We start from the raw sequence: 1,423 nt of genomic DNA, 5'->3' as shown, positions 1-1,423 counted from the left end.
GTAGTCACGGTTGAGGATGCCTTTGAAGCCAGCAATGGTGTCTTTCTGGGAAGCGTATTTACCCGAAGCACCGGTGAAGACTTCAGCCACGAAGAACGGCTGCGACAAGAAGCGCTGGATCTTACGAGCACGGTTAACCAACTGTTTGTCGGCTTCCGACAGCTCGTCCATACCCAGGATCGCGATGATGTCTTTCAGCTCTTTGTAACGCTGCAGAACATACTGAACGCCGCGAGCGGTGTCGTAGTGGTCCTGGCCGATCACGTTCGGGTCCAGCTGGCGCGAAGTCGAATCCAGTGGATCTACCGCCGGGTAGATACCCAGGGAAGCGATGTCACGGGACAGAACGACGGTGGCGTCCAAGTGGGCGAAGGTGGTCGCTGGCGACGGGTCAGTCAAGTCGTCCGCCGGTACGTATACCGCTTGGATCGAGGTGATCGAACCTTCCTTGGTCGAAGTGATACGTTCTTGCAGAACGCCCATCTCTTCAGCCAGGGTCGGCTGGTAACCTACTGCCGAAGGCATACGGCCCAGCAGTGCGGATACTTCAGTACCGGCCAGGGTGTAACGATAGATGTTGTCGACGAACAGCAGAACGTCGTTACCTTCGTCACGGAACTTCTCGGCCATGGTCAGGCCGGTCAGTGCTACGCGCAGACGGTTTCCCGGCGGCTCGTTCATCTGACCGTAAACCAGTGCCACTTTGTCCAGAACGTTGGTGTCCTTCATCTCGTGGTAGAAGTCGTTACCCTCACGAGTACGCTCCGAACACTGATTAACCGCTGTGCTCGATGGCGATGTTACGGATCAGTTCCATCATGTTTACGGTTTTGCCTACACCGGCACCACCGAACAGACCGACTTTACCGCCCTTGGCGAACGGGCAGACCAGGTCGATAACCTTGATGCCGGTTTCCAGCAGGTCGTTGCCGCCTGCTTGCTCGGCGAACGAAGGTGCTGCGCGGTGAATGCCCCAGCGCTCTTCGGTGTCGATCGGGCCAGCTTCGTCGATCGGGTTGCCGAGGACGTCCATGATCCGGCCCAGGGTCGCTTTACCGACCGGTACGGAGATGGCTGCACCAGAGTCGCTGACTTCCAGACCGCGCTTCAAGCCCTCGGTGGAACCCATCGCAATGGTACGCACCACGCCGTCGCCCAGCTGCTGCTGAACTTCCAGGGTGGTTGCGGCCGCGCTTTGTACAGTCAGCGCGTTGTAGATGCTCGGTACGCTGTCGCGTGGAAATTCCACGTCGATAACGGCGCCGATGATTTGAACGATACGTCCGCTACTCATAGCTGGATCCTCTGAATATTTGAACCGTTAAACCGCGGCAGCGCCGCCGACGATTTCCGAGATCTCTTGGGGGATCGCAGCCTGTCGCGCCTTGTTGTAGATCTGCTGCAAATCGCTGATCAACTCCCC

The 1,423-nt window shown here is 57.9% G+C and carries 1 protein-coding gene and 1 pseudogene; both read right to left on the bottom strand.

Going from position 1 to position 1,423, the window contains the following annotated elements; translation table 11 throughout:
• Positions 1–1,294, bottom strand: a pseudogene (gene atpD / locus ACIGDJ_RS28295) (F0F1 ATP synthase subunit beta); the annotation flags it as partial.
• 27 nt (positions 1,295–1,321) lie between these two features.
• Positions 1,322–1,423 (bottom strand): F0F1 ATP synthase subunit gamma (locus ACIGDJ_RS28290; protein WP_397504725.1); only part of this gene is annotated, 102 nt, incomplete at its 5' end.

The sequence above is a fragment of the Pseudomonas sp. NPDC079367 genome, assembly GCF_044542195.1.
GTDB lineage: Bacteria > Pseudomonadota > Gammaproteobacteria > Pseudomonadales > Pseudomonadaceae > Aquipseudomonas.
The sequence above is the reverse complement of the archived record's forward strand: the minus strand, read 5'-3'. Positions and strand labels throughout refer to the sequence as shown.